The organism is Bradyrhizobium sp. CIAT3101 (assembly GCF_029714945.1).
GTDB lineage: Bacteria > Pseudomonadota > Alphaproteobacteria > Rhizobiales > Xanthobacteraceae > Bradyrhizobium.
The window spans coordinates 5,737,118-5,760,628 of sequence record NZ_CP121634.1 but is presented as its reverse complement, the minus strand read 5'-3'; the positions used below and the strand labels follow the sequence as shown (position 1 = coordinate 5,760,628).

Annotated in this window: 25 protein-coding genes and 1 pseudogene; 24 read left to right on the top strand and 2 right to left on the bottom strand. The window is 63.2% G+C overall.

From position 1 onward, the window contains the following. Positions 1–25: 25 nt before the first annotated feature. From QA645_RS27395 to QA645_RS27340, 12 genes are all read left to right on the top strand, one after another. Positions 26–985, top strand: a complete 960-nt coding sequence (locus tag QA645_RS27395; protein WP_254193054.1) for a sugar ABC transporter permease — start codon at positions 26–28, stop codon at positions 983–985. After that, on the top strand, positions 982–1,935 hold the full coding sequence (locus QA645_RS27390) for a carbohydrate ABC transporter permease (protein WP_254130570.1): 954 nt from the start codon (positions 982–984) through the stop codon (positions 1,933–1,935). Before QA645_RS27395 ends, QA645_RS27390 begins: the two co-directional genes overlap by 4 nt. Further along, on the top strand, positions 1,932–2,144 hold the full coding sequence (locus QA645_RS27385; RefSeq protein WP_283044621.1) for a hypothetical protein: 213 nt from the start codon (positions 1,932–1,934) through the stop codon (positions 2,142–2,144). The genes QA645_RS27390 and QA645_RS27385 overlap by 4 nt, the downstream gene beginning before the upstream one ends. A gap of 4 nt (positions 2,145–2,148) precedes the next feature. Next, positions 2,149–3,246 carry an ABC transporter ATP-binding protein gene (locus QA645_RS27380; RefSeq protein ID WP_283044620.1) on the top strand — a complete coding sequence of 366 codons (1,098 nt, stop codon included), beginning with the start codon at positions 2,149–2,151 and terminating at the stop codon, positions 3,244–3,246. Next, entirely contained in the window at positions 3,239–4,246 is a 1,008-nt protein-coding gene (locus tag QA645_RS27375) for an ABC transporter ATP-binding protein (RefSeq protein WP_254130573.1), read from the top strand. The genes QA645_RS27380 and QA645_RS27375 overlap by 8 nt, the downstream gene beginning before the upstream one ends. Continuing rightward, complete coding sequence (gene dhaL, locus QA645_RS27370; RefSeq protein ID WP_254130574.1) at positions 4,243–4,857, top strand: dihydroxyacetone kinase subunit DhaL; 615 nt, start codon at positions 4,243–4,245, stop codon at positions 4,855–4,857. Before QA645_RS27375 ends, dhaL begins: the two co-directional genes overlap by 4 nt. Further along, positions 4,854–5,240 (top strand): dihydroxyacetone kinase phosphoryl donor subunit DhaM, encoded by a 387-nt coding sequence (gene dhaM / locus QA645_RS27365; RefSeq protein WP_283044619.1) that lies wholly within the window; start codon positions 4,854–4,856, stop codon positions 5,238–5,240. The genes dhaL and dhaM overlap by 4 nt, the downstream gene beginning before the upstream one ends. Beyond that, complete coding sequence (locus QA645_RS27360; RefSeq protein WP_283044618.1) at positions 5,233–5,547, top strand: HPr family phosphocarrier protein; 315 nt, start codon at positions 5,233–5,235, stop codon at positions 5,545–5,547. Before dhaM ends, QA645_RS27360 begins: the two co-directional genes overlap by 8 nt. 4 nt (positions 5,548–5,551) lie before the next feature. Beyond that, positions 5,552–7,150: a phosphoenolpyruvate--protein phosphotransferase gene (gene ptsP, locus QA645_RS27355; RefSeq protein WP_283044617.1), complete on the top strand. Its 1,599-nt coding sequence runs from the start codon at positions 5,552–5,554 to the stop codon at positions 7,148–7,150. Continuing rightward, on the top strand, positions 7,147–7,578 hold the full coding sequence (locus QA645_RS27350) for a hypothetical protein (RefSeq protein WP_027557146.1): 432 nt from the start codon (positions 7,147–7,149) through the stop codon (positions 7,576–7,578). Before ptsP ends, QA645_RS27350 begins: the two co-directional genes overlap by 4 nt. 38 nt (positions 7,579–7,616) lie before the next feature. Beyond that, positions 7,617–8,606, top strand: a complete 990-nt coding sequence (dhaK, locus tag QA645_RS27345; protein ID WP_283044616.1) for a dihydroxyacetone kinase subunit DhaK — start codon at positions 7,617–7,619, stop codon at positions 8,604–8,606. A gap of 130 nt (positions 8,607–8,736) precedes the next feature. Beyond that, the gene (locus tag QA645_RS27340) at positions 8,737–9,510 is read left to right on the top strand and encodes an SDR family NAD(P)-dependent oxidoreductase (RefSeq protein ID WP_283044615.1); all 774 of its coding nucleotides are present in this window, start codon (positions 8,737–8,739) and stop codon (positions 9,508–9,510) included. Here QA645_RS27340 and QA645_RS27335 read toward each other — a convergent pair. Further along, positions 9,450–10,448: a LacI family DNA-binding transcriptional regulator gene (locus QA645_RS27335; RefSeq protein WP_283044614.1), complete on the bottom strand. Its 999-nt coding sequence runs from the start codon at positions 10,446–10,448 to the stop codon at positions 9,450–9,452. The genes QA645_RS27340 and QA645_RS27335 overlap by 61 nt on opposite strands. 290 nt (positions 10,449–10,738) lie before the next feature. Here QA645_RS27335 and QA645_RS27330 point away from each other — a divergent pair, with 290 nt between their 5' ends. From QA645_RS27330 to QA645_RS27295, 8 genes are all read left to right on the top strand, one after another. After that, positions 10,739–11,980, top strand: coding sequence for an ABC transporter substrate-binding protein (locus QA645_RS27330; protein ID WP_283044613.1), 1,242 nt, complete (start codon positions 10,739–10,741; stop codon positions 11,978–11,980). A 73-nt stretch (positions 11,981–12,053) separates the two neighbouring features. Then, the gene (locus QA645_RS27325; RefSeq protein ID WP_254130580.1) at positions 12,054–12,932 is read left to right on the top strand and encodes a sugar ABC transporter permease; all 879 of its coding nucleotides are present in this window, start codon (positions 12,054–12,056) and stop codon (positions 12,930–12,932) included. Then, complete coding sequence (locus tag QA645_RS27320) at positions 12,929–13,822, top strand: carbohydrate ABC transporter permease (RefSeq protein WP_254193062.1); 894 nt, start codon at positions 12,929–12,931, stop codon at positions 13,820–13,822. Before QA645_RS27325 ends, QA645_RS27320 begins: the two co-directional genes overlap by 4 nt. A 6-nt stretch (positions 13,823–13,828) precedes the next feature. After that, the gene (ugpC, locus tag QA645_RS27315) at positions 13,829–14,914 is read left to right on the top strand and encodes a sn-glycerol-3-phosphate ABC transporter ATP-binding protein UgpC (protein WP_283044612.1); all 1,086 of its coding nucleotides are present in this window, start codon (positions 13,829–13,831) and stop codon (positions 14,912–14,914) included. A gap of 24 nt (positions 14,915–14,938) precedes the next feature. Next, positions 14,939–15,700: a sugar phosphate isomerase/epimerase gene (locus QA645_RS27310; protein ID WP_283044611.1), complete on the top strand. Its 762-nt coding sequence runs from the start codon at positions 14,939–14,941 to the stop codon at positions 15,698–15,700. A 13-nt stretch (positions 15,701–15,713) separates the two neighbouring features. Further along, positions 15,714–16,874, top strand: coding sequence for a Gfo/Idh/MocA family oxidoreductase (locus QA645_RS27305; protein ID WP_283044610.1), 1,161 nt, complete (start codon positions 15,714–15,716; stop codon positions 16,872–16,874). Positions 16,875–17,032: 158 nt separating this feature from the next. Continuing rightward, a complete protein-coding gene (locus QA645_RS27300) occupies positions 17,033–18,088 on the top strand; it encodes a sugar phosphate isomerase/epimerase (protein ID WP_283044609.1) in 1,056 nt (351 codons plus the stop codon). Positions 18,089–18,101: 13 nt separating this feature from the next. Further along, positions 18,102–19,277, top strand: a complete 1,176-nt coding sequence (locus QA645_RS27295; protein WP_283044608.1) for a Gfo/Idh/MocA family oxidoreductase — start codon at positions 18,102–18,104, stop codon at positions 19,275–19,277. A 127-nt stretch (positions 19,278–19,404) separates the two neighbouring features. On the opposite strand, the gene QA645_RS27290 is transcribed toward QA645_RS27295, so the two are convergent. Further along, the gene (locus QA645_RS27290) at positions 19,405–20,175 is read right to left on the bottom strand and encodes an IclR family transcriptional regulator (RefSeq protein WP_254130587.1); all 771 of its coding nucleotides are present in this window, start codon (positions 20,173–20,175) and stop codon (positions 19,405–19,407) included. A 199-nt stretch (positions 20,176–20,374) separates the two neighbouring features. Between QA645_RS27290 and QA645_RS27285 the strand changes: the two genes are divergently transcribed. From QA645_RS27285 to QA645_RS27270, 4 genes and pseudogenes are all read left to right on the top strand, one after another. After that, positions 20,375–21,199: a transporter substrate-binding domain-containing protein gene (locus tag QA645_RS27285; RefSeq protein ID WP_283044607.1), complete on the top strand. Its 825-nt coding sequence runs from the start codon at positions 20,375–20,377 to the stop codon at positions 21,197–21,199. Between the two features lie 26 nt (positions 21,200–21,225). Next, complete coding sequence (locus QA645_RS27280; protein WP_254130589.1) at positions 21,226–21,942, top strand: amino acid ABC transporter permease; 717 nt, start codon at positions 21,226–21,228, stop codon at positions 21,940–21,942. Next, on the top strand, positions 21,942–22,757 hold the full coding sequence (locus QA645_RS27275; protein WP_283044606.1) for an amino acid ABC transporter permease: 816 nt from the start codon (positions 21,942–21,944) through the stop codon (positions 22,755–22,757). The genes QA645_RS27280 and QA645_RS27275 overlap by 1 nt, the downstream gene beginning before the upstream one ends. Further along, positions 22,754–23,498 (top strand): annotated as a pseudogene (locus QA645_RS27270) (amino acid ABC transporter ATP-binding protein). Before QA645_RS27275 ends, QA645_RS27270 begins: the two are co-directional and overlap by 4 nt. Positions 23,499–23,511: the final 13 nt, after the last annotated feature.

The following is a 23,511-nucleotide window of genomic DNA, read 5'->3' as shown; positions in this document are numbered from 1 at the left end:
CCGGGTGCCAGGATCGGTCGACGCAATGAATGAATTGAGTGCCTCTTCGCGGATCACCTATCGGGCCGTCATGGTCCGGCCAGGCATGGCGCGTCGTATCCGGGGCCTGTCGGACAGGACGCTTGCCTGGCTGTTCATCACGCCGACGATCGTGCTGCTGCTGGCGATCAACATCTTCCCGCTGCTCTGGACGATCTATCTCTCGTTCACGAACTACCGCGCCAATCGCGCCAACGTGCCGACGATTTGGCTGGGCGCCGACTGGTACCAGTCGATCCTGACCGATCCGGACATCTGGGCGGCGATGCAGGTGACGGCGCATTTCGTGATCTGGACGGTGGTGATCGAGACCGTCCTCGGATTTGGCCTTGCCTACCTCATCGACAAGAAGTTCCGCGGGCACGGGATGTGGACCACGATCATCCTGCTGCCGATGATGCTGTCGCCTGCCGTCGTCGGCAATTTCTGGACGTTCCTGTATCAACCCCAGATCGGCTTGTTCAATTATGTGGTTGCCTTCTTCACGGGACGCGCGGCCTCGTCGTTCCAGATGCTGGGCGATGTCACGCTGAGCCCCTGGGCCATCGTCATCGTCGATGCCTGGATGTGGACGCCCTATGTGATGCTGATTTGTCTTGCCGGCCTGCGTTCGATCCCGGATTACATCTACGAGGCGGCCGAGGTCGATCGCGCGTCGAAATGGCGGCAGTTCTGGTCGATCACGCTGCCGATGGCGCTGCCGTTCATCATGCTGGCGGTGCTGTTCCGCGGCATCGAAAATTTCAAGATGTTCGACATGGTCAACCTGCTCACGGGCGGCGGGCCGGGATCGACCACGGAAGTTGCCTCGATCACGCTCAAGCGTGCAGCGTTCGAGAGCTGGCGGACCGGCTATTCCTCGGCCTTCGCGATCATCCTGTTCGTGACGGTCTTCGGCCTCGCCAACATCTATGTGAAAGCGCTGAACAAGGTGAAAAGCCGATGACCTCAGCAACCACAGCCCATTCCGTCGTCGAGCCGTCGGCCACCACGCGACGCTTTGCCGGTTCACTCGTCGTGCTCTATGCCGTCATCACCATGATCCCGTTGGTCTGGATCATGCTCACCGCGTTCAAGTCGCCGGATGATGCGATCTCCTATCCGCCAAAAGTGTTGTTCAAGCCGTCGCTCGAAGGCTTCTGCAACCTGTTCACGACCCGCTCGCGCCAGACGCCGGAGTTCATCCGCTCGCTGGGACCGCCGCAGGGGATGTGCGACAGCATCGCGCGCAGCCGCAACATGGTGGTCGCGGGTCCCTCGAACTACGTGCCGCGCTTCGTCAATTCGCTGATCATCGCGTTCGGATCGACCGTACTTGCCGTCGCGCTCGGCACCTTGTCGGCCTACGGCTTCTCGCGGTTCCGCGTGCCCCTGAAGGACGATCTGCTGTTCTTCATCCTGTCGACCCGGATGATGCCGCCGATCGCGGTCGCGATCCCGATCTACCTGATGTACCGCACCATCGGATTGTCGGACACGCGACTCGGGATGATCCTGCTCTACACCTCGGTCAACGTCTCGCTCGCGGTGTGGCTGCTCAAGGGGTTCATCGACGAAATCCCGCGTGAGTACGAGGAGGCGGCGATGATCGACGGATATACCCGCTTTCAGGCCTTCGTGAAGGTGGTGCTGCCGCAGGCCACCACAGGAATCGCGGCAACCGCAATCTTCTGCCTGATCTTCGCCTGGAACGAATACGCCTTCGCGGTGCTTCTCACCTCGGGCAACGCGCAGACCGCGCCGCCCTTCATTCCGATCATCATCGGCGAGGGCGGGCAGGACTGGCCCGCAGTGGCCGCCGGTACGACGCTGTTCCTGGTGCCGATCGTGGTGTTCACGGTGCTTCTGCGCAAGCATCTGCTGCGCGGCATCACCTTTGGAGCCGTCCGCAAATGAGTATCGATGCCAGCCCATCAACCGCGCGTCGCGGTCTCGCAGACCGCATTCTGCGCCGCGGTCCGCTCGAAGCGGTGGCGACGACGATTATCGCCGCCGGTGTCGTGATGCTGATGCAGCCGTTGTCGCTGACACTGTATTCTTGGTCGTTTGCGACGACCCTGTTCGGCACGGTGATGTTCACCATCGTGTCAAAGGTTCGGGAGTAGGGCGATGGCACAGATCAAGGTCGAGGCGCTCGACAAATCCTTCGGTGGGTTTCATGCGGTCAAGTCCGCCAGCTTCACGATCGAGGACGGCCAGTTCCTCTGCCTGCTCGGACCGTCCGGCTGCGGCAAGACCACGACGCTCCGCATGATTGCCGGCCTGGAGCTGCCGACATCAGGCACCATCCGGCTCGATGGCGAAGACGTGACGATGAACCGCGCATCGGCGCGCGACATCGCCTTCGTGTTCCAGCTCTTCGCGCTCTATCCGCACATGAATGTCCGCCGCAATATCGGTTTTCCCTTGAAATGCGAAGGGATCAGTGCCGCCGAGCGCGACCGGCGGGTCGTCGAGGCCGCGCGCATCCTGCGGATCTCCCATCTCCTCGATCGATCGGTATCGGGACTTGCCGGCGGCGACCGTCAGCGTGTCGCGCTTGGACGAGCGATCGTGCGCAAGCCGAAATGTTTTCTGATGGACGAGCCGCTCGGCGCACTCGATACCGAGATGCGGGAGGCCATGATTCACGAGCTGCGGTCTCTGCATGACCGGCTGGGTGCGACGACCGTCTATGTTACGCATGACCAGCTCGAGGCCATGGCGATGGCCGACAGGATCGCGGTGATGAACAACGGCGTCGTCGAGCAGGTCGCAAGCCCGCGCGACATCTATGACCGGCCGGCTTCGCTGTTCGTCGCGGATTTCATCGGCTCGCCGCCCATGAATTTCCTCCCGTTCCGCGGAGGCCTGCAGACAGGCGCAGACGCGATTAGGCTAGGCGAGCGAGACGTTGCCATTCCAGCTGCGCGCGAGGCGATGGCGGAAAGCGAGCTCGTGCTCGGGGTACGGCCAGAGCACGTGCGCTTCACCGATCGCGGCATGGTTCGCGGCGAGGTCTATGGGACGGAATATCTCGGCACGACGCAGATCGTGACCGTGACGACGCATTACGGCGCACTCAAGGCCCGCTCACCCAGCAGCAGATCGTTCCGGACCGGCGAGACTGTCGGGCTCGACTTCCGGCCCGATACGCTGTCGATCTTCGACAAGGCATCGGGCCGGGCGATTCGCACCGCGCTGCATGAAGGAGGCACGCATGGCTGAGGTCGAGATCAACGCCGTCTCCAAGGCGTTCGGCAAGACGCAAGCCTTGAGCGATCTGTCGCTGACCATTGGTGACGGCGAGTTCGTCGCGTTGCTCGGGCCGACAGGCGCCGGCAAGACCACGGCCTTGCGCTTGATTGCTGGATTGGAGCAGCCGGACAGCGGTTCGATCCGGATCGATGGGCGCGACGTGACCGGCGATGCACCGGCCGACCGCGACGTCGCCTTTGTCTTCCAGCAATATTCGCTGTATCCGCATCTGACCGTGTTCGAGAACATGGCCTTCGCGTTGCGCGCGCCGACCCGCCGCGTGCCGGAGGCGGATATCCGCGCGAAGGTGCAGGAGGTGGCGCGTCTGCTTCACATCGAAACCAAGCTGGACAACAAGGCGACGCAGCTGTCGGGCGGACAGATGCAGCGCGTCGCGATCGGTCGCGCCCTGGTCCGTTCGCCCTCGATCTATCTGATGGACGAGCCGCTTTCCTCGCTGGATGCCAAGCTTCGCGGCGAGCTGCGCCTCGAGCTCAAGCGGATCCAGGTCGATCTCGGCGCGACGATCCTCTATGTCACTCACGACCAGACCGAAGCGATGACCATGGCCTCGCGCATTGGCGTGATCGAAGGCGGACGGCTGATGCAGATCGGCACGCCGCGCGAGATCTACGAGAACCCGATCAATGCGCATGTCGCAGCAAGGCTGGGCCAGCCAACGATCAATCTGCTGCCGGCTGCCCTGTTCGGTGGCGCCCCGGCCGGCGCCGAGACGGTCGGCGCGCGGACCGAGCACCTGACGATTGCGCGCGGCGGTGGTGACGTGTCGGCGACCGTTAAGCGGGTCGAACATCTCGGCGACCAGAGCCATCTCCATCTCGACCTCGCCGGCCGGCCGGTCGTGACCCTGGCGGATCCCGAGGCGGGCTTCGGCGCCGGAGATATGGTGTCGCTCCGTCTGAACAGACCGCTGTTTTTCGATGCGATGGGCTGGAGGGTAGCGGCATGAGCCTTGATCGGGTAGCCAGAGAAAGACTGGTGCGAGCGCTCGCAGGAGCCGTGATTGAACACGCGGACGAATTGACGAGCCTTGACCAGGCGATCGGCGATGGGGATCACGGGCTGAACATGAAGCGCGGTTTCGAGGCGGTGCTGGCGACATTGCCGGGCCTTGCCGACAAGTCGCTCCCGGAGATGCTGAAGGCGATCGGAATGACCCTGGTCATGAAGGTCGGCGGCGCCTCGGGGCCGCTGGTCGGGACCTTCTTCATGGAACTGGGCAAGGCGCTTCCGGAGCAGCCGAGCCGGGCCGATCTGGTCGCGGCGACGGAGAAAGCGATCGAGGCCGTCAAGGCGCGCGGCCGTTCCGAGGCAGGGCAGAAGACGCTGCTGGATGTGCTCGTGCCGGTTCACGCCGTGTTGGCGGGAGGCGGCGACGCCAGGGCGATCGCGGCGGAGGCCGTGCAAGCGGCCGATCGTACCACGCCGATGCAAGCGATTCGCGGCCGCGCGTCGTTTCTCGGGGAACGTTCCATCGGTCATATGGACCCGGGCTCGCGCTCGGCGTCCCTTCTGATCGGCGCAGCAGTTGAGACACTGGAGTTCGAGGTCAATACATGAGCAATGTCGGAATTGTCATCGTGTCGCATTCGCCGAAGATCGCGGAAGGCGCGGCCGATATGGTGCGCCAGATGGTCGGGGATGCCGTGCCGCTGGCCTGGACCGGCGGGGATGTCGACGGTGGGCTCGGTACGAACGTTGCAGGAATTCTCGATGCGATCGAGAAAGCCTGGTCACCGGCGGGCGTCGCGATCCTCGTCGATCTCGGCGGTGCCGAGACCAATTCGGAGATGGCGGTCGAGATGCTCCCCGAAGATCGGCGCGCGCGCGTGCTGGTTTGTAATGCCCCGGTGGTCGAGGGGGCTGTGATTGCTGCGACCGAATCTTCGGGCGGCTCGTCGCTTGCCGCCGTCAAGCGCAGTGCGGAGGAATTCTATGCATGATGCCAACGCCAACCGGGCTGCCCAGACGTTTGCGCCGCTGACCGCTTTCGCGGTCCTTGTCAATCCGGTCGGCCTGCACGCGCGGCCATCGGTGAAGCTCACGCAATTGGCAAAGGGCTTTGCCGCAAAGATCGAAATCGCGCTTGCTGCCGACGGACCCTGGACCGACGCCAAGAGCCCGGTGAAGGTGATGCGTGTGAAAGCACCGCAAGGTGCAACGCTGCATTTCCGCGTCGCCGGTCCCGATGGTGACGCGGCGCTCGCAGCCATGCTGGCGCTGGTGCATGATGGTTTCGGCGAGGCGTAAAGTCGTGGGCGAGATCCATCTCACCGGCCATCCTGCTTCGCCTGGCCTCGCCATCGGCCCGGTCGCCGTGCTGACGAGTGCTGTGGCGAGCAGGGTGACCAAGGGTGATCCCACGCAGGAGGCCGCGGCGCTGAAGGCGGCGATCGATGGGGCAGCCACAGAGCTCGCCGAACTGATCGCGACGGTTCATGGCGAAGCCGCGGAGATCCTGGAATTCCAGGTCGCGATGCTCGGTGACGATGCGCTTTCGGAGGGAGCTTACGAAGCCATTGCGGGCGGCACGGCTGCCGATGAGGCTTGGTGCGCAGCGCTGGACGTGGAGATTGCGGGCTATCGCGCCGCGGATGAGGAATATTTCAGGGCTCGTGCTGCCGATCTGGTCGACATTCGCGATCGCGTGCTTGCGGGTTTGAACGGCGCGGATCAGGTCGCAAGGATCTCCGGTGATTCCGTCGTCACGGGCGATGATATTTCGCCGTCGACATTCCTGGCAGTCGACTGGACCCGCGGTGGCGCCATTGCGCTCGCGAGCGGATCGCCGTCGTCGCATGTCGCGATGCTCGCGCGATCGCGCGGCGCTCCCATGGTGGTCGGATTGGGTCCATTGCCATGGAACGGACAGCCGCCGTCGCTGGCGCTTGTCGACGGCGATACCGGCACCGTGATTTTCGATCCCCAGCCCGAAACGCGCCGCCTGTTCGAGCATCGGATGGCGGCGGCGAATGCAGCGCAGATCGCTGCCGACGCGGGCCGCCTCAAGCCGGCTGTGACGGCCGACGGCCGGCGCATCGCCGTCCTTCTCAACGTCGCAGCGCCCGAAGATGTCGTAAGCCTCGATCCCGCTATTTGCGACGGCATCGGACTCGTGCGGACCGAATTTCTGTTCGAGGGATCGAGGGGCCTGCCCGGTGAGGATGCGCAATACGCGGTCTATCGACGCATTCTCGAATGGGCTGCGGGGCGGCCGGTGACGATCCGCACGCTCGATGCCGGCGGTGACAAGCCAATTGCCGGCCTGACGGTCGATAGCGAGCGCAATCCGTTTCTGGGCCTGCGCGGGATCCGGCTCTCGCTTGCGCGGCCGGAGGTGTTTCGCGTGCAGTTGCGGGCGCTGTGCCGTGCGGCCGTCCATGGCACGTTGAAGGTGATGTTGCCGATGATTGCGGTTCCCGCCGAGCTCGATCGTGCCAACGCCATGCTGGATGCGGAGTTTGCGACGCTGACGGCAGAAGGCATCGCCTGCGCGCGGCCACCGCTCGGCATCATGGTCGAGGTCCCGGCGGCAGCGCTCTGTGCGGAGGATTTTGGCGCTGCATTTTATTCCATCGGGTCGAACGACCTGACCCAATATACGATGGCTGCGGCGCGCGACATCGGCGCTGTCGCTGACCTCAACGATGCCGGTCATCCCGCGGTGCTGGCGCTGATCGCGCGGACCGTCGAGGCCGGGCGCAAGCGCGGCGTCGAGGTCTCGCTCTGCGGCGATGCGGCGGCCGATACGCGCTTGACGAAAGCGCTACTGGCGACGGGCCTGACGACGCTCTCGGTCTCGCCGATTGCGGTGGCACGGCTCAAGGCTGCCATCGCCGGGGTGACCGCATGAGCGACGACGCAGGCGAGGACACAAGCCGGCCGGGCGACAGCAACGTCGCGGACTACAAACTGATCCTGCGGCGGGCCCTCGACAACCGGCCGTCCGGTACGCGGTTGAAGCTCGCGGCGGCGCTCGGCAAGAACCGCTCCTTCGTCAGCCAGATCACCAATCCGGCCTATCTGGTGCCGATTCCGGCGAAGCATGTCCCCATCATCTTCGAGGTCTGCCATCTCGCCGGTGCCGAGCGTGCGGCTTTCCTCGAAGCCTATGGTCGCGCACATCCGGGACGGTTGCGCGGCGCCCATCGCGAGGCGCGCACCCGCGTCGTGACCGTGACGGTGCCCGATCTCGGTGACGACAAGAAGAATCGCGCGCTCGAGCAGCTCATCGTCGACTTCGCTGCCCAGCTCGCACGCTACGCCGAGAGCATCGGCTGACGAATTGTGACTGCAAAAAAGATAACCGGGAGGACGCCATGAAAAAGCTGATCAACAGCACGGATGCGGTGCTCGAAGAGAGTCTCGACGGATTGGCTGCGGCGCATGCCGATATCCTGCTGCTCGGTGCCGACAGGAAGTTCGTGCGCCGCCGTACCCTGAAGCCGGGCAAGGTCGCGCTGATCTCGGGCGGCGGCTCCGGCCATGAACCGCTCCATGCGGGCTTCGTCGGTGTCGGCATGCTCGATGCCGCCTGTCCGGGCCAGGTCTTCACCTCGCCGACGCCGGATCAGATGATCGAGGCGGCCGAGGCCGTCGACACCGAGGCGGGTGTGCTCTTCATCGTCAAGAACTACGAAGGCGATGTGATGAATTTCACCATGGCCGCCGAGATGGCCGGTCGCGAGATCGCCAGCGTGGTGACCAACGACGACGTCGCGGTCGAGAAGTCGACCTACACGACCGGTCGGCGCGGTGTTGCAGGCACGCTGATCGTGGAAAAGATGGTCGGTGCCGCGGCCGAAAAAGGCATGCCGCTTGCCGCGCTCAAGACGCTCGGCGATGACGTGAATCGGCGCACACGCTCGATGGGCGTGGCGCTCCTGCCGTGCACCGTTCCGGCGGCGGGCCGGCCGAATTTCACCCTGGCCGACAATGAAATGGAAATGGGTGTCGGCATTCACGGCGAGCCGGGTCGCCGCAGGGTGCCGCTGGCGTCCGCCGATGCCATCGCTGCCGAGATGCTCAATGCGATCCTGGGTGATCTTGCGCCGAGCAAGGGCAGCGAGGTTCTGCTTCTGGTCAACGGGTTCGGCGCAACGCCACTGATCGAACTCTATCTGATGGTCAATAGCGCCAAGCGCATTCTGGACGGGGCGGGGATCACGGCGACACGTTTCTTGACCGGTTCCTATGTGACGTCCCTGGATATGGCGGGTGCCTCCATCACTGTCTCCGTGCTCGATGGCCAGTCGAAAGAATTGTGGGATGCCCAGGTGCATACCGCGGCGCTACGCTGGGGTATCTGATGGACGGAAAGTTCAATCATCCACGACGATAGGATAATCCCCAAGCTCGCAATGCGGCCGTCAGTCAAGCAGCTTGCCCCGCAGATGCCATCGGTGGAGTGTAGGCCTGAAGCGCCCAGAGGAGCACCGCATGGCAATCGTTTTCATCACTGGCAGCACCGACGGGCTTGGCCGGGCGGCGGCGCAATCGCTCCTCGACCAAGGTCACCGCGTGGTGCTGCACGCACGTTCGGCCGATCGCGCCGCGGCGCTCGAAGAGCTCGCCCCTCGCGCTGAGGCTGTTGTGATCGGCGATCTCCAGAACGGCACCGAGACCAGGAGCATCGCGGATCAGGTGAACGCGATCGGGCGCATGGATGCCGTCATTCACAACGCCGGTATCTACACGCAGCCGAATCGAGGTTCGACTCTGGAAGGCCATGCGAGCACATTGGCGATCAACACCGTTGCGCCCTACATATTGACGGCGCTGATCGAGCGCCCCGCCAGATTGGTCTATCTCAGCAGCGGCTTGCATCGCGGCGGGGAGGGGTCGCTGAATGATCTCGACTGGACGAAGAGGTCCTGGGATGCCGCAAAGGCTTATGCCGAGAGCAAGCTTCACGTCGTTGCGCTTGCGTTCGCGCTGGCGCGACGTTGGCCGCAGGTCCTGAGCAACGCGGTTGATCCCGGCTGGGCGCGCACAAGGATGGGCGGCTCAGGCGCCCCGGTCGATATCGCGACAGGACAGAAGACACAAACCTGGTTAGCCGTAAGCAACGACCCCGCCGCGTTGGTCAGTGGTCGCTATTGGCATAATTTACAGGAGCAGCAGCCGGCCAGCGAAGCAACGGACGCCGGGTTTCAGGACGGTCTGGTCGGCAGGCTGCGCGAGCTGACTGGCGTCGCACTGCCCGGATCGTAGTCCTTCGCGCCCTGGGATGAATGGGCGGAACTCTTCCGCGGCGGGCGCGTGCTGTCGCGCAGCATCAGCGTGGCGGGAAGATTGATGTCCTTCCGCTGCCCCGTCTTGCCGGTCGTCATCAGCGCAATCAGTTCGGCTGCGGCGGTGGCTCCGAGATCGCGGCGGGGCTGGACGATGGTCGTCAAGGTCGGCTCGCAATAGTCGGCATAGGCAATGCCGTCAAAGCCGACGACGGAGAGATCGTCCGGGACCTGCAGGCCGGCCGCGTGCACGGTTTTGATAAGGCCGATCGCCATCTCGTCATTGGCTGCAAACAGGGCAGTGGGACGCGCCGCGGGTCCGAGCGCCAGCAGCGCCCGGCCGGCCTCGACGCCGGTACGGAAGGTGAAATCGCCGGGCAGAATCAAGCCTGCCTCAGCCGCAATACCCGCCTCGCGCAAGGCCTGACGATAGCCTTCGAAACGCTGCTGCTCGAGAATGTTGGATTTCGGTCCGGACAGATAGGCGATGCTTGTGTGTCCGAGCTCCAGCAGGTGTCGCACCGCCTCGCTGGCGGTCCCGACATTGTCGATTGTGACTTGGGGGAAGCTTTCGCCGGAAATGTACTCGCAAGCGGCGACGAGCGGCACGCGCGCCTCGAGCAAGTCGCGGTCGGGGCTGCGCATCACATGGCCGCACAAGAGCAGTACGCCGTCGGCTTGGCCGGCGCAGACCAGATCAACGTAGCGCGCCTCCTTCTCCGGCGAGCCGGTTAGATTGGCGATGATGAGTCCATAACCGGCGGCCGATAGCGTATCATCGATGCCCTGCAGGACCTCAGCGAAGAAGGGGTTGGCGATATCCGGCACCGCCACCAACACGACCATGGTCTTCCGGACGCGCAGGTTCCTTGCGGAAATGTTCGGCGCGTAGCCGGTCTCGCGCACCGCGGCGAGCACGCGTGTGCGGGTTTCCTCAATCACGACCTCGGGGCGCGCCAGCGTCCGGCTGACGGTCGCAACCGAAACTCCTGCCAGTCGCGCGACATCGGCGATCTTGGTGGCCTTTGGGCGCGTCGTTCTGCTTCGTTTTGCCATGGAAAGGCTCGTCCTCTCGGAGGCGCAACGGCGCTTGCAAAAGCCAGGAGTTCTGCTAGCCTTCATGTAATCGATTACATTCGGTAAAGCAATGAGCCCTTAAAGGCCGAAAGCCGAATGCAAAGCTGCAAAGGCAGATCAGGGAGGGAATGATGAAGCGCACGCTGTTCGCATCAGTGGCGATTGCCGCCATTGCCTTGGCTGGAGCGCCGGTCTCGGCAGAAGAGATGAAGGCCGAGGTCATTCATTGGTGGACCTCCGGTGGAGAGGCCGCCGCGGTGAAGGTGTTCGCCGATCAGTTCACCAAGGCCGGTGGGACGTGGGTCGATAGCGCCGTGGCCGGCGCCGCCAACGCGCGAAACGCCGCGATCAGCCGCACCGTTGCCGGCAATCCTCCGACTGCGATGCAGCTCAACACCGGCAAGCAGTTTGATGAACTGGTGGAAGGTGATCTGCTTGCCGATGTCGATGCGGTCGCGACTGAGGGCAATTGGAGGGGCGTCATGCCTGCCGCGATCGTTGCCGCGGCGACTCGCAACGGCAAGATGTATGCGGTGCCGATCAACATCCACGGTCAGAATTGGCTCTGGTACAACAAGACCGTGCTGGCCTCCGTTGGCGCTGCCGAGCCGAAGACCTGGACTGACGCTCTCGCTATTCTCGACAAGCTTAAGGCCGACGGAAAGGTGATCCCGCTGGCCTTCTCGGGTCAGAAGAACTGGGAGCAAAACCTGTTCAATGCGGTCATGATCGGCGTTGGTGGCGCACAGATGTGGACCGGCATCCTCGGCAAGCGCGACGTCTCGCTGGCGGGGAGCCCCGAATTCAAGACAGTCGCCATCACCTACAAGAAGCTCAAGGACTATGTCGATGCCGGCGCGCCCGGCCGCAACTGGAATGACGCGACCAATCTCGTCATCCAGGGCAAGGCCGGAATGCAGATCATGGGCGACTGGGCCAAGGGTGAATTCGTTGCGGCGGGCAAGGTCGCCGACAAGGACTATGGCTGCACGGTGCTATCCAATGGCAGCGGCGGTTATGTGATGGGCGGCGACGTGTTCGTGTTCCCGAAAGCGAAGGATCCATCCACCACCAAGGCGCAGATGACCTTGGCGAGACTGATGCTGACGCCCGAGACCCAGATCCAGTTCGCGCTGAAGAAGGGCTCGATTCCCGTACGTAGCGATGTCGATACGTCTGCACTCGATGCTTGCGCCCAGAAGGGTATGCGCTATGTCGCGGACAAAGCCCAGCAAATGCCGTCCGGCGACATGCTGGCACCGCCGGCGACGATCGGTGCGCTGCAGGATGCCATCTCGCAATATTGGAACACCAATATGAGCGCCGATGAATTCTCAGCCAAGGTCGTAGCGGTGCTGAAGTCCCAGGAGTGATGTCACCAAAGGCGGCCGACGAACTGTCGGTCGCCCTTACTCCCCGTCGACTTCTCTTCAATCCGGCGATGTCATGCGTCTTGCGCTGAGTTCCCGACTGTCCGCGATCTCCGCGCTCTTGCCGGCGCTGGTGGTGATGTTCGTCGTCTATATCGGCGCCACCAGCTGGACCGTCTGGATGTCGCTGACCAACTCGCGCATGCTGCCGAACAGCAATTTCGTCGGGCTCCGGCAATATCAGCTGTTGCTCGGCAACGACCGCTGGATCACCTCGGTCCACAACATCGTCATCTACGGTGTGCTGTTCGTTTCCCTCACGCTTCTGATCGGCTTCCTGCTGGCGGTTGCGATCGATCAGCGGGTGCGCGCCGAAGATACGATCCGTTCGATCTATCTCTATCCCTATTCGATGTCATTCGTGGTTACGGGGCTGGTCTGGCAATGGCTGCTCAACCCCACGCTCGGCATCCAGCATGTGTTGCGCAGCTGGGGCTTCGAAGGCGCCACCTTCGACTGGATTGTACGGCCGGAGACCGCAATCTATTGCCTGGTCATTGCCGGCGTCTGGCAGGCTTCGGGGCTGGTGATGGCGATCATGCTCGCCGGCCTGCGCGGCGTCGACGACGAAATCTGGAAGGCGGCGCGGGTCGACGGCCTGCCGAAATGGCGGGTCTATGTGTCGATCATCATCCCGATGATGGGTGCCAGCTTTGCGACTGCCGCGGTGCTGCTCTCGACGGGCGTGGTGCGCCTCTACGATCTCTCGGTCGCGATGACCAATGGCGGGCCGGGCATCGCCTCGGAGGTGCCGGCTAAATTCGTCATGGATCATCTGTTCGAACGGGCCAACATCGGACTTGCGACGGCGGCAGCGACCACCATGCTGATCACGGTGATCGCGGTGGTCGCTCCCTATCTTTACTGGCGCGCGCGCAAGGGAGAGATGCGATGACCGCCTTGGTGCAGCCTTTGTCCGCCGCGCGGCGGAGCAAGCGCATGACCCCGGCGCGCTGGGGCCTGTATGCCTTTATCTTCATTACCGCGCTCTACTTCCTGCTTCCGCTCTATGTGATGGTCGTCACGTCGCTGAAGCCGATGGCTGAGATCCGGCAGGGCAATCTGTTGGCCTTGCCTGCAGCTCCCAGCATCGACGCATGGGTCAAGGCCTGGAGTTCTGCTTGCACCGGTCTGACCTGCCAAGGCATCAAGATCGGCTTTCTCAATTCGCTGCGTATCCTGGTGCCGTCGGTTGTCCTCTCCATCCTGGTCGGCTCGCTCACCGGTTATGCGCTGTCGCTATGGCGTGTGCGCGGCGCCAACGTGCTGTTCGGTGCGATGATGGTGGTCGCCTTCATTCCCTATCAGGTGTTCATCTATCCTTTGGTTCGCGTGTTCTCCTTCGCCGGACTCGGGCAATCGCTCTCAACCATCGTGATGATCCACACGATCTTCGGCCTTCCCACCATGACGCTGCTGTTCCGGAATTATTTTGCATCGTTGCCGGTCGAGTTGTTCAAGGCCGCCCGTGTCGACGGCGCCGGCTTCTATCAGATCTATGCGCGGATCATGATGCCGATGGCCACCCCCATGATCGTGGTCGCGGTGATCCTGCAGACCACCGGAATCTGGAACGATTTCATCCTGGGGCTTGTCTTCGCCGGCCGCGACAATCTGCCGATGACGGTTCAGCTCAACAACATCGTCAACTCGACGCAAGGCGAGCGCGCCTACAATGTCGACATGGCTGCGACGCTGCTGACCGCGCTGTTGCCGCTCGTTGTCTATTTCGGTTCCGGTCGGTGGTTCGTGCGCGGCATTGCCGCCGGTGCCGTGAAAGGCTGACGCAGCATGCAGAAATCGGACGTCGATATCAGAGGCCTGCAGATCGGCTTTGGCGGCCTGAAGGTGCTGGAGAATCTCAATCTCCATGTCGGCGAGTCCGAATTCCTCGTGCTGCTCGGGCCCTCCGGTTGCGGCAAGTCGACATTGCTCAATGCGATCGCCGGGCTGATCGAGGCCAAGGGTGGCGAGATCCATATCGGCGGCCGGGATGTCACATGGGCAGAGCCGAAGGATCGCGGCATCGCAATGGTGTTCCAGAGCTACGCGCTCTATCCACGCATGAGCGTGCGCCGGAACATGTCGTTCGGGCTGACGGTCGCGGGCACGCCGCGAGACGAGATCGAGCGCCGCGTCGGAGAGGCCGCGCAGATCCTGCGGCTCACCAATCTTCTCGACCGCCGTCCCAGCGAGCTTTCCGGCGGGCAGCGCCAGCGTGTCGCAATCGGGCGAGCGCTGGTGCGCCATGCGGGCGTCTATCTGTTTGACGAGCCGCTCTCCAATCTCGACGCCCAGCTGCGTGCCGAGCTCAGAGTCGAGATCAAGCGGCTGCACGCACGGCTGGGTGCCACGATGATCTACGTGACGCACGATCAGATCGAGGCGCTGACGCTGGCGGACCGGATCGCGGTGATGCAGGGTGGCGTGATCCAGCAGCTCGATACGCCGAGGAAGATCTATCGCGAACCCGTGAACCGCTTCGTAGCCTCTTTCGTCGGCTCACCAGCGATGAACTTCATTCCCGGCCGGCTCGCGTGCGGCAGCGAGCTCGCATTTATCGTCGGCGCAAATCGGATCGGTCTGAACGGCTATGCCTTGCATAGCCAGACGACCGACGCGCCAGCCGTTCTCGGCATCCGGCCCGAGCACATCGAACTGACGGCGTCCAGCGATCCATCCTCGGTGTCCGCGCGCGTCGAAATGGTCGAGCCGATGGGCGCCGACACATTGATCTGGTGCCGCCTTGCTGATGGCGCCGCCTTCTCCTTCCGCCATGATGCGGACGCGCCAATGCGTGTGGGGGACACGTTGACCGTCCGCTTCCCCGTCGACGCCATGTCGCTGTTCGATGAGACGAGCGGCCAGCGCCTTTAAATCCTTACCAGCAGAAAGCGAGACATGACCAAGCCGATCGACCGTTTCTCCATCCAGCTTTATTCAGCCCGCTCCATCGCCTCACTCGAGGCACAATTCGCCCTGCTGTCCAGCCTCGGCTACACGATGGTCGAACCTTGGGGCGGCCTGTTCAACGATCCCGAGACGCTGAGGAGGCTTCTTGAGGTCCACGGGATGATCGCGCCGAGTGCCCATGTTGGCCTCGACCGCTTGCGTGAGGATGCGGTTAGCACGGCGCGGATGTGCAAGGGGCTGGGCATCGAGACCATCTTTGCGCCGGCCCCGCCGCTGGGCGAGCGTGAGGGAGGCGAAAAGGAATGGCGCAGCATCGGGCGCGAGCTTGCCGACATCGGAAAGGTGGTGACCGGTGAGGGGCTCAAATTCGGCTGGCACAATCATCATTGGGAGTATGGCCGCAGCGAAAGCGGCAAGACCTATCTCGAATGCCTGTTCGAGGAGGCTCCCGATCTGGTCTGGGAGGCCGATCTCGCCTGGATCGTGCGCGGCGGCGGGAATCCGGTTGCCGAGATCAAGAAACATGCGCCGCGGTTGGTCGCGTGTCACATCAAGGATCTTGCGCCATCGGGGCAGTGCACCGATGAGGACGGATGGGCCGATCCCGGGCACGGCATCATGGACTGGCCGGCGCTGTGCGCGGCGATGAAAGATGCCAAGGTCTCCCTGTTCGTCGCTGAGCACGACAAGCCGAACGACGTCGCCCGCTTCGCGCGGCGGGCGCGTGAGACCGTGTCGTCATGGACGTGACGGGGAGGGGATCATGAGCACGCTCGGAGTTGGCATCGTCGGGTGCGGCAACATCTCGACGATCTACATGCAGAACATGCCGAAATTTCGCGATCTCAGGCTCATCGCTTGCGCGGATATTCGGCCTGAAGCCGCGCAAGCCCAGGCAGCGCAGTTCGGTATCGAGGCCTTATCGATCGACGCGCTGTTGGCGCGTCCCGACATCCGGATCGTCGTGAACCTGACCACGCCGGACGCACATTTTGCGATAAGCCACGCTGCGTTGACCGCGGACAAGAACGTATTCGGCGAGAAGCCGATCACGATCGAGGCCAACGACGCTGCGATCTTGGTCGCGGAGGCGGCGCGCCGCGGCCTGAAGCTCGGCTGCGCGCCGGATACTTTTCTTGGCGGCGGTGGACGGATTGCGCGCGAGTTTATCGATACGGGTCGGATCGGCAGAGTGCTCTACGGTACCTGCTTTCTGATGTCGCATGGCATGGAGCACTGGCACCCCGATCCGACCTTCTTCTTCAAACGTGGCGGCGGGCCGATCCTCGACATGGGGCCCTATTACCTTGCCGCGCTGATCAACCTGTTGGGTCCGGTCGCACGGGTGCAGGGGCGTGCGAGCTCCGGCTTTGCTTCGCGACTCGTCACCTCGAAGGGGCCGATGAACGGCAAGACCATCGCGGTTGAAACGCCGACGACGGTGATGTCGCTTCTGCATTTCGAGTCGGGCGCCGACATCATCTTTGCAATGAGCTGGGACGTCTGGAAACACGGACATCCGCCGATCGAACTCTACGGCACCGAAGGTTCGCTGCGTGTGCCGGACCCCAACTTCTTCGGCGGCGCGGTGCAATACACCGAGAAGGGTGGCGACTGGATCTCTATCACAGCGGACGACCGGCCGTTCGGCAAGCCCAACTGGCGCTCGCCGAATTGGGCCGATCACATACCGAACCAGGCGAACTATCGTTGCCTGGGTGTCGCCGAACTCGCAAGTGCAGTGCTGCACGACACGCCACACCGCGCCTCCGGCGCGCTGGCGAGCCACGCGCTGGAGGTGAAGCACGCGATCCTCAAGGCCAGCGTCGAGGGTGGAGAGATTGTGGTGCACTCGCGCGTAGAGCGACCGGCGCCGCTGTCCGATGTCGATGCGATGGCATTGTGGGCCGAGGAGACGTTCTGACACAGGACAGCCCCCCAGAACTGACCGCCCCGTGTGGGCGTTAGGATGAAGTGCCCGCTCTGTCGGCGGGAACCAGCAAGGGCAGGCGAGTTTTGGTGGGGGTATCGAGTTCAGCAGGCGCGTGATGCCAAAGCATCCCGGAGACAAGGACGCATTCGATGAAGATGATCAAGGGACCGGCGATATTTCTCGCTCAGTTCGCCGCCGACGCAGCGCCGTTCAATTCTCTCGATTCGATCTGCGGATGGGCAGCCTCGCTCGGCTACGAGGGGGTTCAGATTCCGAGTTGGGATGGGCGGCTTTTCGATCTGAAGAAAGCCTCGGAGTCGCAGGACTACGCCGACGAGGTGAAGGGGATTGCGGCCCGCCACGGGCTTACGATCACCGAACTCTCGACCCATCTGCAGGGCCAGCTCGTTGCCGTTCACCCGGCCTATGACGCGGCATTCGACGGCTTTGCGGCGCCGGAGGTGCGTGGCAACGCCAAGGCTCGGACGGAATGGGCCATCGACCAGGTCAAGCGCGCGATCGTGGCGTCCAGACGACTCGGGCTCACGGCACAAGCGACCTTCTCCGGTGCGCTTGCCTGGCCCTATGTCTATCCCTGGCCGCAGCGACCGGCCGGCCTCATCGAGGCCGCCTTCGACGAGCTCGCCAGGCGCTGGCTGCCGATCCTCGATCATGCCGACGAGCACGGTGTCGACCTCGCCTATGAGATCCATCCTGGCGAGGACCTTCATGACGGCATCTCCTACGAGATGTTTCTCGAGCGGGTGAACGGCCACAAGCGCGCGAACCTGCTCTATGACCCGTCACACTTCGTTCTGCAGCAGCTCGACTATCTCGACTACATCGACATCTACCACGAGCGCATCAAGGCATTCCACGTTAAGGACGCCGAGTTCAACCCCACCGGCCGCCAGGGAGTCTATGGCGGCTTCCAGAGTTGGGTCGACCGTGCCGGCCGCTTTCGATCGCTCGGCGACGGTCAGGTCGATTTCGGCGCCATCTTCTCGAAGCTCACGCAATACGATTACGACAGCTGGGCCGTGCTCGAATGGGAGTGTGCGCTGAAACATCCCGAGCAAGGTGCGCGCGAAGGTGCCGAATTCATCAAGAGCCATATCATCCGCGTTACGGAGAAAGCCTTCGACGATTTCGCGGGTGCCGGCACCGACGACGCAGCGAACCGCAAGATGCTCGGCCTCTCATGAGCGAGGACAAGACATGACCATCGACGCAAGCAACGACGCCGGCAATCGCGGTCGTATCCGGCTCGGCATGGTCGGCGGCGGCCAGGGAGCCTTCATCGGCGCAGTCCATCGCATAGCCGCGCGCATCGACGACCAGTTCGAGCTCGTGGCCGGTGCGCTTTCCTCGGATCCGGTCCGGGCCAAAGCCTCCGCACAGGAACTCGGCATCGCCGACGACCGCGCCTACGCCTCGTTCGAGGAGATGGCGAAGGCGGAAGCCGCCCGCGCGGACGGTATCGAGGCGGTCTCGATCGTGACACCCAACCACATGCACAGTCCGGTCGCGAAAGCCTTCCTGGAGGCCGGAATTCACGTCATTTGCGACAAGCCGTTGACGACGACCGTCACGGAAGCCGAGGAGCTGGTGGCGCTGGTCAGGAAGACGGGCAGGGTATTCGTGGTGACGCACAATTACACGGGTTATCCCATGGTCCGGCAGGCTCGGGCCATGGTCGCGAATGGCGAGCTCGGTGAGGTCAGGCTCGTCCAGGCTGAATATCTCCAGGATTGGCTGACGGAGCGATTGGAGGCGAGCGGCCAGAAGCAGGCGGCATGGCGCACGGACCCGGCTCGGTCCGGCGCCGGCGGATGTATCGGCGACATCGGCACCCACGCCTACAATCTCGCCTGCTTCGTCACCGGCCTCGAGCTCGACGAACTGCTCGCCCAGTTATCGACCTTCGTCGAGGGCCGGCGCCTCGACGATGATGTTCAGATCCTTCTCAAGTGGAAAGGTGGCGCCAGGGGCGTGCTGTGGGCGAGCCAGGTCGCCGTCGGCAATGAGAATGGGCTCACGCTGCGCGTCTACGGCAGCAAGGGTGGCCTCGAATGGGCGCAGGAGAATCCGAACCAGCTATGGTTCACGCCTTACGGCCAGCCGAAGCGGCTCGTGACACGTGGCGGCAGCGGCGCTTTGCAAGAGGCGGCCCGCGTCACCCGCATCCCCTCCGGTCATCCCGAGGGCTACCTCGAAGGTTTCGCAACCATCTACGCCGAGGCCGCGCGTGTCATCCGCGCGGCACGCGCCGGTGACAAGCCGGATCCCCGGGTGATTTTCCCGACCGTAGAGGATGGCCTCGCAGGCGTGAAGTTTATCGATGCTGCCGTGAGATCCTCCGCATGCAAAGGCACCTGGGTTCGAATCATGTAACTGTCGGCGCGTCTGTGACGAGGCAATCGGTCACGTGATCGTCCAATCGCGATGACGCGCTCGATCTCCACCCAAAGTTCGGATTGCCGGCCCCGACCTACATGCCGGCGTACGCTCCCCATCCGTCCTACTGACCGACGATGGCGTTGATCTCCTCCTCGAGGAGGGCGCCATAACGCTCGATGACGCCGGGCCCGACCTTGGCGCAGAGCAGGGTGAAGCTGAGCGCTGCGCCCGGCTTTTCTCCCGGCGTCATGATCGGCATGCCCACGCCGGCAATGCCCGGAATGAGCTCGCCCATATCCACCGCGTAGCCCCGCCGGCGGGTATCGGCGATCAACTGCCGAACCTTGTCCTCGGTGAGGTTGCGATAGGATGCGTAGCGCCCCAGATTGGCGCGGATGATGTAATCCTGCTCGTCCTCGTCGAGGAATGCGAGCATCGCGATCGCGCCGGGGCCGACGCCGAGGGGCACGAAGCCGCCGATCGATCCCGTCAGCGTCGGCACGATGCATTCGCCGTCGCGCCGGTCGAGGCAGACTGAATCGTGATTGAAGCGGGCCATGAGATGGGTCGTGTCACCGGTGCGCCGCCTGAGCCGGGTCAGCGCGACCTCGCAGCGGCTGATGATTCCGGGGCCGCGGGCCGCGCGCACGCCGTAGATCGCCATGCGTGCACCCAACCGGTAGCGCCGTTTCTTGTCGTCGCGCGCGAGCAGCTTGTGGCCGACCAGCGTGTTGAGGATGCGGTGACAGGTGGCGGTGTTGAGCCCCGAGCGCGCCGCCAATTGCTTCAACGACAGGCCGTCGACTCCGCCATCGGCGACGAGATCCAGCAGGACGACAGTCCTGTCGAGCAGTTGGGCTCCACCGGAAGGTGGCTGTGCGGTCGGACGCATAAATTCTCATAATATGAAAAAAATGCCGCTGGCAACTTGTCTAATGAAAAATATCAGCCTCCAATGATGAAAATTAGGTCGCTTCAGAAAGGTGCATATTCTTTGGGCGACCCGATTTCTGCATTCGCACAAAGCTGACGGGCTGACGCGGCGCTGCGGCAACAGCGCCCGAAGGCCCTGATTTATCCAGAGGAACAGGATGACAGGCTTCAATAGGATGATGGGCGTTTCTGCCCTCGCGCTCGCGACCTTCTTCGTTGCTGGCGCCGCCGTGGCGGGGACGCTCGAGAACGTCAAGGCACGCGGCAAGCTGATCGTCGGCGTGAAGAATGACTACGTGCCCTACGGCTATTTGAACGACAAGGGCGAAGTCGTTGGCTTTGAGGTCTCGCTCGCCAAGTACGTCGCCAAGGAGCTCCTCGGCTCCGAGGACAAGATCGAGCTCGTGCCGGTCATCGCTGCCAATCGCATCGACTTCCTGACCGCCGGCCGTATCGATGCGATCTTCGCCACGCTCGGCGTCACGGCCGAGCGTGCCAAGGTCATCGACTTCACGACGGAATATGTTTCCGCCGCCGGCCCATCGGTGCTGATGGCCAAGGAGACCACGATCTCCAAGTGGGAAGAACTGAAAGGCAAGTCGGTCTGCGGCATTCAGGGTTCCTACTACAACAAGAAGATGACCGAGGAGTTCGGGATCACGCTCGTCGCCTTCAAGACGCAGCCGGAAGCCTATCGCGCGCTGAAGGACAATCGCTGCATCGGCTTTGTCTTCGACGACATGACGCTTCAGCAGAAGCTCAAGGAAGCCGACTGGACGGGCTACAAGATCGCCGTTGCACCCTATGAATTCCAGCCGATGGCCGGTGGCATCCGCAAGGACGACGCTGAGTTCCGTCAGGCCGTCGACAAGGCCATCGGCAAGGCCGAGGCGGAAGGTAAGCTGATTGCGTGGGAGACCGAGTTCGGCATGCCGCACTCCGACTACATCGCTGCGCGGGCAAAGGCTGCTTCCGCGAAGTAGAACCGACGGACACGGAGCAGCAGCCCTTGTTAGGTCTCGATTATTCCTGGCTCGCGGATCCGGCGTACCAGCGATGGCTGCTGATCGGTGTCGTCAACACGCTGAAGCTGGCGGCACTCTCGTCGAGCGCTGCCATCCTCATCGGCATGCTCGGAGCTCTCGGCTTCACCTTGAGGATATTCTGGCTCGACGCCCTGATTGAGCTGTTCGTCGAGGTGTTTCGCAACACGCCGCCGCTGCTACAGATGCTCTTTGCCTATTTCACGCTCTCGACCCTCGGTCTCAAAGTGACCGATCCGTCGACCGGGCTGTCGGTGCCGCTGCTCAGCGCGTTTGCTTGCGCTGCGATCTCGCTCAGTCTCTTCGGCGGCGCACTGGCCATCGAAGCCTTTCGCTCAGGGATCGAAACCATGCCGCGGTCGATCGTCGATGCGGCGCGGTCACTCGGGTACGGCCGGTGGGCCCGCTTCTGGCGCATCGAGGCGCCGATCGCGACCCGCATCTGCCTGCCGGGGCTGACGAACATCCTGACCAATCTCTTCAAGACGACGTCGCAGGCGTCCGTCATCACCGTGCCGGAACTGATGTACTACGCCGGGCAGATCTACAACGACACGTTTCGCACGCTGGAGGTCATGATCCTCGTGCTTCTCATCTATGTGGTGCTGGTGTCAATTCTCACATTCGCGATGGCGAGGCTCGAGGCTTTCATGGCCTTCCCTGGATACGGACGGGGGCTTTGATGACGGGTTTCGTGCTCCACTACGAGGACAAGAAGCGCGCCGTCCAGTTGCTGATCGCTCTTGGCGTGGCGGTCTGGATCGCTGTCGATGCCGCGACGGGCGGCTCGGCGTACTGGACCCGAGTGCTGGTGCGGCTTCCGCTGCTTCTGACCGGCTCAGCAAGCGGTTGGCCGGTCACCGGCGGCTTTGTCCTCAATATTCTCCTCTCGATCGCTTCCATGGCACTGGCGACCGCGCTCGGCACGATCATGGGTCTTGGGACGCTTGCGCGGGTCGGATTGATCCGAGTTCCGTCTCTTCTGCTGGTGAACTTCCTGCGCAATTCACCCTGGCTCGTTCTGCTCTTTGCAACGCTCTATTTCCTGCCTTTCGAAGTACGCGTCTTCGGCGCGACCATTCCATTCCCGCCATTCGTGAAAGCCGTGATTGGCCTCGCTTTGCCGACGGCAGCGAATTTCTCCGAGGTCATCCGCGGCGCGGTCCAGTCCGTTCACAGCGGGCAATGGGAGGCGGCACGTTCGCTCGGCTACAACACTTTCCAGATCTATCGCCACGTGATCATGCCGCAGGCGATGCGCCGCATGATCCCGGGCTGGATGAATCTCTACGCCCTATTGATGATTGCGACCGCGCTCGCGACCGTCACCGGCATCCAGGACGTCCTGACGATCCTCAACACCTTGCTCGCCATGGAGAATGAGCGGGTGATCGTCTATTTCTACCTGACCATCCTCTTCCTGTTCATCGCCTACTGCTATCCGATCGCGGCCATTGCGCGCCGGCTCGAACGTGCCGTGAAGGGAGACAGCCTGTGAGCCGCACCGAAGCGCTGATCGAGCTCGACAACGTCCGCAAGTCCTTCGGCGACTTCGAGGTTCTCAAGGGCATCTCGATGTCCGTGCAGAAAGGCGAGGCCGTCTGCATCATCGGTCCCTCCGGATCGGGCAAGTCCACCATCCTGCGCTGCATCAACGGCCTGTTTCCCATCGACGAAGGCTTCATTCGCGTCGGTGCGCATCGCGTGCACGAACTGAAGTCCGACAAGGCGATGCGGCCGTTGCGCCATCAGGTCGCGATGGTGTTCCAGCAATACAACCTGTTTCCGCATCGCACGGCGCTGCAAAACATCATGATGGCGCCCATCCAGGTGCTCGGACACGACCGCGCCGAAGTCGAGGAGCGCGCCCGTAAGCTCCTGAAGAAGGTGCGGCTCTCCGAGAAGGCCGACAGCTTTCCGGGGCAACTTTCCGGCGGGCAGCAGCAGCGCGTGGCGATCGCGCGCGCTCGCGATGCAGCCGGAGGTGATCCTGTTCGACGAGGTGACGGCGGCGCTGGACCCTGAAACGGTGAAGGACGTGCTCTTCGCCATCCGCGAGCTGGTGGAGGAAGGTCTTACCTGCATCCTGGTGACGCACGAGATGAAGTTTGCCCGGGAGGTCTCGCAGCGTGTCTGCTTCACCGATCATGGCCTGATCGTGGAGAGCGCTCCGCCTGCAGAGCTCTTTGACAATCCGCAAGATCCGCGCACGCGCGAATTCCTCGGTCAGGTTCTCTGATCGTGCCGTCCCA

Bases quoted from the DNA above. Each gene is read 5' to 3' on its own strand.
- QA645_RS27395 (WP_254193054.1), top strand. From the start codon at position 26: ATGAATGAATTGAGTGCCTCTTCGCGGATCACCTATCGGGCCGTCATG.
- QA645_RS27390 (WP_254130570.1), top strand. From the start codon at position 982: ATGACCTCAGCAACCACAGCCCATTCCGTCGTCGAGCCGTCGGCCACC.
- QA645_RS27385 (WP_283044621.1), top strand. From the start codon at position 1,932: ATGAGTATCGATGCCAGCCCATCAACCGCGCGTCGCGGTCTCGCAGAC.
- QA645_RS27380 (WP_283044620.1), top strand. From the start codon at position 2,149: ATGGCACAGATCAAGGTCGAGGCGCTCGACAAATCCTTCGGTGGGTTT.
- QA645_RS27375 (WP_254130573.1), top strand. From the start codon at position 3,239: ATGGCTGAGGTCGAGATCAACGCCGTCTCCAAGGCGTTCGGCAAGACG.
- dhaL (WP_254130574.1), top strand. From the start codon at position 4,243: ATGAGCCTTGATCGGGTAGCCAGAGAAAGACTGGTGCGAGCGCTCGCA.
- dhaM (WP_283044619.1), top strand. From the start codon at position 4,854: ATGAGCAATGTCGGAATTGTCATCGTGTCGCATTCGCCGAAGATCGCG.
- QA645_RS27360 (WP_283044618.1), top strand. From the start codon at position 5,233: ATGCATGATGCCAACGCCAACCGGGCTGCCCAGACGTTTGCGCCGCTG.
- QA645_RS27350 (WP_027557146.1), top strand. From the start codon at position 7,147: ATGAGCGACGACGCAGGCGAGGACACAAGCCGGCCGGGCGACAGCAAC.
- dhaK (WP_283044616.1), top strand. From the start codon at position 7,617: ATGAAAAAGCTGATCAACAGCACGGATGCGGTGCTCGAAGAGAGTCTC.
- QA645_RS27340 (WP_283044615.1), top strand. From the start codon at position 8,737: ATGGCAATCGTTTTCATCACTGGCAGCACCGACGGGCTTGGCCGGGCG.
- QA645_RS27330 (WP_283044613.1), top strand. From the start codon at position 10,739: ATGAAGCGCACGCTGTTCGCATCAGTGGCGATTGCCGCCATTGCCTTG.
- QA645_RS27325 (WP_254130580.1), top strand. From the start codon at position 12,054: ATGCGTCTTGCGCTGAGTTCCCGACTGTCCGCGATCTCCGCGCTCTTG.
- QA645_RS27320 (WP_254193062.1), top strand. From the start codon at position 12,929: ATGACCGCCTTGGTGCAGCCTTTGTCCGCCGCGCGGCGGAGCAAGCGC.
- ugpC (WP_283044612.1), top strand. From the start codon at position 13,829: ATGCAGAAATCGGACGTCGATATCAGAGGCCTGCAGATCGGCTTTGGC.
- QA645_RS27310 (WP_283044611.1), top strand. From the start codon at position 14,939: ATGACCAAGCCGATCGACCGTTTCTCCATCCAGCTTTATTCAGCCCGC.
- QA645_RS27305 (WP_283044610.1), top strand. From the start codon at position 15,714: ATGAGCACGCTCGGAGTTGGCATCGTCGGGTGCGGCAACATCTCGACG.
- QA645_RS27300 (WP_283044609.1), top strand. From the start codon at position 17,033: ATGAAGATGATCAAGGGACCGGCGATATTTCTCGCTCAGTTCGCCGCC.
- QA645_RS27295 (WP_283044608.1), top strand. From the start codon at position 18,102: ATGACCATCGACGCAAGCAACGACGCCGGCAATCGCGGTCGTATCCGG.
- QA645_RS27290 (WP_254130587.1), bottom strand. From the start codon at position 20,175: ATGCGTCCGACCGCACAGCCACCTTCCGGTGGAGCCCAACTGCTCGAC.
- QA645_RS27285 (WP_283044607.1), top strand. From the start codon at position 20,375: ATGACAGGCTTCAATAGGATGATGGGCGTTTCTGCCCTCGCGCTCGCG.
- QA645_RS27275 (WP_283044606.1), top strand. From the start codon at position 21,942: ATGACGGGTTTCGTGCTCCACTACGAGGACAAGAAGCGCGCCGTCCAG.